The organism is Gracilimonas sp. (genome assembly GCF_035704785.1).
GTDB lineage: Bacteria > Bacteroidota > Rhodothermia > Balneolales > Balneolaceae > Gracilimonas.
The window spans coordinates 1-7311 of record NZ_DASSWP010000051.1; the positions used below are offsets into that span (position 1 = coordinate 1).

Below are 7311 nucleotides of genomic sequence, written 5' to 3' on the forward strand. Positions count from 1 at the left end.
ATATGGCCGGGCATAACAGTAAATACAGCCATGCTCACATCCTCTATAAGGATTTATACTTGCATTGAACCCAATATCCTCACTTTTGTTATAGGTTATTACTGATTGGGTTGCATCCCTGATAAGCTGCGTTTTTGGAGCCGGCTTTTCTCCCGTTTCTTCATCCAGATCATAATCAATATAATTTCCCTCAAACCGATTAACGGGATTATCTGAGGCTCCCCTTCCTCTTAGCGGATTTCGTGAATTTGCCATGTGCTTCCTTTATTTTATACATATATTGCACATATAATGTACGCGTTCAGGAAACCAATGAAAAATAAAAAGCCCCGTTTATTTCTAAACGAGGCTTAAGTACCACAAAAATATATTTTTAAATTTTATTCCTCGTATACCTTCTCTCCTGCTACCCAGGTTTGAAGTACGTTGGTTTGCCATATCTCGATAGCAGGTACCTCAAACAAATCTCGGTCGATCACAATGAAGTCAGCCCATTTGCCTTCTTCCAGCGTTCCAAGAATATCTTCCTGGTGTGCAGCGTAAGCGGCATTAATAGTAAATGACTTGAGTGCTTCCTTTCGGCTTAAAGCTTCTTCCGGATACCATCCGCCGGGAGGATTACCTTCATGATCCTGACGGGTTACCGAAGAATACAATCCATAAAAAGGATTGGAATGTTCTACCGGAAAATCGGAACCGTTGGCGATGATCGTTCCCTGATCTAAAAACTTCTGCCAGGCATAGCCACCCTTGATCCTATCGGGACCTACGCGATCTACAGCCATATTCATATCACTGGTCGCATGTGTTGCCTGCATAGATGCGATCAGATCCAATTCTGCAAATCGTGGGATATCTTCCAATGAAACAATCTGTGCGTGTTCAATTCGATGACGTAATCCCTGATCTCCATATTCTTCTTTGGCCTTTTCAAAAGCATTCAGCACCACATCATTAGCACGGTCACCAATTGCGTGAATGTTGGTCTGGTAACCTTCACCCACCGACTTCATTACCATCTCATTTAATTCTTCCTGATCATAGAATAGCAATCCGCGGTTTCCGGGATCATCGGAATAAGGCTCTTTCATAGCTGCTCCACGACTTCCCAGTGCTCCGTCAGAGGAGATCTTAACACTTCTTAAAGCTAAGCGGTCATTCGCATAAGAATCAATGGGGCCATTTTCTGAGAGTTCATCAAATGCATTTCCGGTACCACCTATCATCGCATAGATGCGGGTTGTCATTTTACCGGCATCGGCAAACTCTTTATACAAATTCCATGTATCAACCCCAATTCCTGCATCATGAACGGAAGTAAGCCCCATTCTTGCCATCTGCTCCAAAGCTTTTTCAAGTGCCAGTTCCATTTCCACTTCAGTAGGTTCCGGAACAATTTGCTGGATATAATTTTCAGCGGCATCCACAAAAACGCCGGTAGCATTCCCTGCACGATCACGGATTATTTTTCCTCCTTGCGGATCAGGGGTTTCCTTGCTAATGCCGGCCAGCTCCATCGCTTTGGTATTAGCCCAGGCAGCATGACCATCAACACGGGTAAGCCATACAGGACGATCATCTACCACTTTATCTAAATCGGCAGCGGTAGGGAATTCGTTTTCAGGCCATAATGTCTGATTCCATCCCCTACCCTGGATCCATTCTAATTCGGGATTAGCTTCAGCATAAGCTTTAATGGTATCAAGAGTTGCTTCCAGGGTTTCTATTCCTGCCAAGTTTACATTCAGTTCTTGATAACCGAGTCCCATCACATGACCGTGAGCATCAATCAGCCCCGGCAGCACGGTTTTACCTTCAAGATCTATAACTTCGGCCTCGGTAGATTCATCAAAAAGTTCACTCCCCCCAACCTGAACGATCTTTCCATTTTCAATGATCATCGTTTCAAAAGAAATAAGTGAGTCTCCTGAAAATGTATAGCCGTTAGCATTTATGAAAGTCTTTTGATCTGTATCATTTGTGCATGCAGATATGGTAACTGCAAACGCAAAAAGTGTAATAAGTATCTTTTTCATTTTCTGTTATTAATTAGAATTTTTTGAATATAAGGAAACGTATGCGTTTTGATAAGTAATTAAACTGATATGTTTCAAACTTTATTAATCTTGTGTAATAATCTCTTGTTCAGATTGAAAGTTAAAAGGATAAGGTTTATTTAGTGTCAAATATCAAATACATACGCACAAATTTGGATCGTATATTTTTAAAATTATTCTCACTTTTATTTTTCTTTTTGTCTCTCCCACAGTTAGCCGAATGTCAACAACAAGATATTGATAGCCTTCGGAAAGTTCTGCAGTACGCTGCTAATGAAAAGTTAGATACAGACAGCACCACAATTAATACCCTGAATGAAATAGGTTCAGCTTACCGATATACAGAATTAGACAGCACAAAGAAGTATGCAAATCTGGCTCTGAACAAAGCTAAAGAAATTGGTTATACAAGGGGTCTACTTTACTCTAACTATCTTATTTCTACTGTACATTTTAACAGAGGCGAATACCAAAAGGTATATGAAATTGCCAGCGCCTCTTTAGAGCTGGCCGGAAAGGACATTTACCGTAAAGAACGTGCTTTATTGAATCAGTTGATAGGTATTTCTTACGCTTCTCAGGGAAGCTATCAACCCGGATTAAGTTATTTTTTTGAGGCTATAAATTTATTTGAGCAACTTGAAAATAAACATGGCGTTTTTCAAAACCTGAATAACATAGGGGTGAGTTACCTTAAACTTGAAGATTACGAACAGGCTCTTGACATCTTTCTTGAATTAGATTCTTTAAAAACATTAGATACTCCTACTATATCAATTCCTGTCAACCTTGGGTTCATTTATTACGAATTAGAAGAATATGAAAAGGCTGAAGAACAGTTGATGCGTGTCTTAAACTTTGAGGGTGGCATATTTGATCAACGTGCTCTTGGTTTATCCACTTTTAAGCTTGGTGAAATTTATCTGTTGAAAGATCAATACCATACTGCTCTAGCTTATTTCAACCGTTCCCTGGCTGTGTATGAAGAACTTGAAAATGAACTGGAAAAAGTTCAATCCCTTAATGGTATTGCACTTACGCATCTGGAGATGAATGATTCAGATCAAGCTCTTGAGTATGCTGCTCAAGCATTCGAGATATCGGAAGAATCTGAAGGACTGCCTGAGAAAAACCGATCTTCGGAAACTCTATACATGATATATAAACAACGGGGAAATTATGATGATGCTCTTAGCTACCATGAAATGTTTAAGACGTTATCAGACAGTCTAAAGAATGATGAAATAAGCCGGGAAGTAGGACGCCTGGAAGCAGAATATAAGTACAGAGAACAAGAGTTAAGATTGCGTGAAGCTCAGCAGCAGCAAAACCTGGATAATGCGAATGAAGTAGCTACAAAAAATATTTTCTTACTGATAACACTTTCCCTTTTTGCAATTGCTCTTATAGTAGCTTATGCCCAATATCGAAATTCATCACTCCGGAAAAAGGCCAATAATTTGCTTCGTGAAAAAAACGATCAGATCAAAGAACAAGCTCGAAAGCTTGAGGAAATGAATGAGATCAAAACACAACTCTTCTCAATTATCTCTCACGACCTGCGAGGGCCTTTGAGTTCTCTGTATGGATTTATTTCCCTCACTGAAATGGATGAACTTACCAACGATCAGATCCAGGAAATACTCCCAGAACTGGCTGATAAATTTGAGCGTACCACTTCCCTTTTAAACAATCTTTTAAACTGGGCTCGAAGTCAGCTTGATGGCTATAAAGTAGTTCCTGAAGTATTTAACCTGAGTGAACAATTTCAGGAAAATCAGAATCTCCTTTCCCATCAGGCAAATAAAAAAGACATCGAAATAGGTAATGATTTAGAAAAGAAAGCCACCGTTTATGCTGACAAAAATATGATCAATCTTGTGATCTTAAATTTGCTCTCGAACGCCATAAAATTCACGCCTACCGGAGGTAAGATCAAGGTCTGGTCTGAGTCAAAGAATGATACTGTAGAATTTTATATTAAGGACAATGGAGTAGGTATCTCAGAAGAAAGGGTAAATTTACTTTTTGAAGATACCAGTTTTCATACCACTGATGGTACCAATAATGAAAAGGGAACCGGATTAGGCCTTATGCTTTGTCAGAATTTCATTACAAAAAATAATGGTGACATCCGGGTGAAAAGTAAAGTTGGCGAAGGCAGTACCTTTTGTTTTTCTCTTCCTAAAGATAAAAAATGATCTACTTCCGGATGATTTCCCAAAGATCATCTTTTACAAAATCAGGAAAAGCATTCACTCCCTTTAAATCTTCTCGGGAATAATATCTAAGATCTCTTAGAATTTGAGCCTCGTCTTTCACTTCAGGATCGGTACCCAACTTTAGCGTTCCACTCACTTTATACACCAGAAAATAGAACTCGATAGCATGGATAGGATGCTCTATTATTTCTTCGAAATGTAATTGCTTATCAACAGATATTTCCAACCCTGTTTCTTCTCGAAATTCCCGGATAAGAGCTTCTTCAAGAGTTTCTCCAAACTCAACACCGCCGCCTGGAGGAATCCATATCCATTCTCGTGTTACCGGAGACATTAACTCTACCAGCAGCAGCTTGTCATCTTCAATCAGCAACCCACACGAACGAACCCTGAGTTTATTCGAATAGGTATCGGGAATCATGATTTATCAGCGACAGCTTTTCCCTTCTTCTTTGGCTTGTATAGCTTCGAGGTCTTTGCATTTTTCAGGCTGGCTTTCACAAAATCAACAAAAAGATGATGGGGGTTATTTACAGTGCTTTTCAGCTCAGGATGAAATTGAACACCAACGAACCACGGATGGTCAGGTATTTCAACGATCTCAACCAAATCCCTTTCAGGATTCATACCAGCTAATATCATCCCATTTTCGGTAAGTTTATACCGTAAATTATTATTCACTTCATACCGGTGGCGATGCCTTTCCTCAATATCCTCTACACCATAAGCTTCATATGACTTTGTGCCTTTCTGAAGTTTACAATCATACTTTCCAAGACGCATGGTACCACCCATATTTTCTATATCCTTCTGGTCCTGCATTATGTCGATAATAGGATACTCAGTGTTTTCATCAAATTCAGCACTGTTCGCGTCTTCCCAACCGCATACATTTCTTGCATATTCAATGACTGCGCATTGCATACCTAAACAAATTCCAAAAAATGGAATTCTGTTAACACGAGCATGTTTCACCGCTGCTAGTTTTCCACTGATACCTCGCCCTCCAAATCCCGGAGCAACTAAAATTCCGGAAACATCTTTAAGCTCCTTTGAGACATTCTTATCATTTAGCTCGTCAGACTGAATCCATTTGACGTTTACCAAACAATCATTAACTGCGCCGGCATGTATAAAAGCTTCCACAATAGATTTGTAGGAATCATGATGTTCCACATATTTTCCTACAAGGGCGATATTGATCTCTCCGGAAGGATTGCAAACGGCTTCAACAAAACCGATCCAGTTATCCAGCTTGGGCTCCGTCGTTTTTAACTTCAGCTTTTCAATGACTCGTTTATCCAATCCTTCTTTCTGCATCAAAAGAGGCACTTCATAGATACTTTGAGCATCAGCCGATTCTATTACATCCTCAATTTCAACATTACAAAACTGAGCTACTTTTCGGCGTATTGTTTCATCCAGATGATGTTCAGTTCTGCAGACCAAAATATCGGGCTGCAACCCACTCTCAGAAAGTGTTTTCACTGAATGCTGAGTCGGCTTGGTTTTCAACTCACCTGCTGCTGCTAAATAAGGGACCAATGTTAAATGTATAGAAAGAGTATTTGCCCTTCCTACATTGTAGCGCAATTGTCGAACTGCTTCTATGTATGGTAAGCTCTCAATATCCCCTACTGTGCCACCGATCTCAACCAATACAACATCATAATTTCCTGACTGGCCTAACTTGAGTACGTGCGATTGAATTTCATCCGTAATATGCGGAATCACCTGAACGGTTTTACCAAGATAAGCTCCCTGGCGTTCTTTAGTGATAACATCATAGTAAATTCTTCCCGTTGTAACATTATTACTTTGAGAGGTTTTGATATCCAAGAACCGCTCATAATGCCCCAGGTCCAGATCTGTTTCAGCGCCATCATCTGTTACATATACTTCACCATGTTCATAGGGATTCATGGTTCCGGGATCTACATTTATATAAGGATCCAGTTTTTGTATAGTGACTTTCAGACCTTGCGCTACTAATAAGCGACCTAATGATGCACAAATGATTCCTTTTCCGAGGGATGACGTAACTCCTCCGGTTACAAAAATATATTTAGTAGACATGCGGGATGTGAGTGTAGTTGATGGATGTAAAATATAGGAGGTTCCCCTTCCCCATTCAATCTAAAAGGGTAATTAACTTCCGTTACTTTTCCACATGTTATCCACAACTTCTTTCAGTACATCCGGTTTGTCTGAAAAAATCCCCGTTGCGCCTCTTTTGATCATTTTCTTCATTCGTCCCTCTTCATTCACTGTGTACACAAATACAGGAAAACCTGCTTCTGAAGCATCCTTAGCCCATTCTTTTGAAAATTGACGATAGCTGCAATTAAAGGCATCAGCATTGTAGTCTTTAATCAGTTGAGCAGGAGATCTCTTAGTTGATTGTTGCTTTTCATATAGTAAAGCCGAAGGGATGTTAACATCTAATTCTTTTAAATGCTTTGTTACCCGATAATCAAAACTTGAGAACAGTACATGTTGTGCCATTTCATATTTTTTGACAAGCTCCAAAGCTTTTTCTTCGATCCCACCACGGGCGTTTTCAGTCACTGCTTCCGTTTTAATTTCAATATTCAGGGAAACTCTGCCTTTGGCAAACTCAAGCACTTCTTCAAGGGTGGGAAACGGCTCCCCCGAATGCTCTTCACTAAACCATGAACCGGTGTCCAGTTTTTTTAGCTCTTCAAGAGAAAAATCAGAAACTGTTCCGGCTCCATTTGTAGTACGATCTAGCGTCTCGTCATGAATTACTACCGGGATACCATCTTTACTGAGTGTCACATCCAGCTCAATCATTTCGGCACCCATTTCGTATGCAGCGCGAAAGGCGCTCATCGTATTTTCAGGATGATAGGCACTTGCTCCACGATGAGCTATAACCACAAAGCCATCGTTATTGTCATTATATAATTTAAAAGGAAGCTTTTGGTCAGGCATTGATTGTGCATGTAGAGAGAGCTGTAAGGAAGTAACCATCACAATGACCGAGAATAAGAATACCCTTCTGAAGATCA

General features: G+C 40.0%; 5 protein-coding genes and 1 pseudogene. 1 reads left to right on the top strand and 5 read right to left on the bottom strand.

From position 1 onward, the window contains the following. Both VFM80_RS02730 and VFM80_RS02735 read right to left on the bottom strand, forming a co-directional pair. Window positions 1-255: pseudogene (locus VFM80_RS02730) on the bottom strand (radical SAM protein); the annotation flags it as partial. Window positions 256-380: 125 nt separating this feature from the next. Continuing rightward, complete coding sequence (locus VFM80_RS02735; protein ID WP_395069309.1) at window positions 381-2036, bottom strand: amidohydrolase; 1656 nt, start codon at window positions 2034-2036, stop codon at window positions 381-383. A 143-nt stretch (window positions 2037-2179) separates the two neighbouring features. On the opposite strand from VFM80_RS02735, the gene VFM80_RS02740 reads away from it, so the two are divergent. After that, window positions 2180-4258 carry a tetratricopeptide repeat protein gene (locus VFM80_RS02740; protein ID WP_395069311.1) on the top strand — a complete coding sequence of 693 codons (2079 nt, stop codon included), beginning with the start codon at window positions 2180-2182 and terminating at the stop codon, window positions 4256-4258. Between the two features lies 1 nt (window position 4259). Here VFM80_RS02740 and VFM80_RS02745 read toward each other — a convergent pair whose 3' ends face one another. The 3 genes from VFM80_RS02745 to VFM80_RS02755 form a co-directional block, all read right to left on the bottom strand. Beyond that, window positions 4260-4700, bottom strand: a complete 441-nt coding sequence (locus VFM80_RS02745; RefSeq protein ID WP_395069313.1) for an NUDIX domain-containing protein — start codon at window positions 4698-4700, stop codon at window positions 4260-4262. Continuing rightward, window positions 4697-6355, bottom strand: coding sequence for a CTP synthase (locus VFM80_RS02750; protein ID WP_395069315.1), 1659 nt, complete (start codon window positions 6353-6355; stop codon window positions 4697-4699). Before VFM80_RS02750 ends, VFM80_RS02745 begins: the two co-directional genes overlap by 4 nt. A gap of 72 nt (window positions 6356-6427) precedes the next feature. After that, a partial coding sequence (locus tag VFM80_RS02755) for a glycerophosphodiester phosphodiesterase (protein ID WP_395069317.1) occupies window positions 6428-7311 on the bottom strand: 884 nt, incomplete at its 5' end.

Bases quoted from the DNA above. Each gene is read 5' to 3' on its own strand.
- VFM80_RS02750 (WP_395069315.1), bottom strand. From the start codon at position 6,355: ATGTCTACTAAATATATTTTTGTAACCGGAGGAGTTACGTCATCCCTC.
- VFM80_RS02735 (WP_395069309.1), bottom strand. From the start codon at position 2,036: ATGAAAAAGATACTTATTACACTTTTTGCGTTTGCAGTTACCATATCT.
- VFM80_RS02745 (WP_395069313.1), bottom strand. From the start codon at position 4,700: ATGATTCCCGATACCTATTCGAATAAACTCAGGGTTCGTTCGTGTGGG.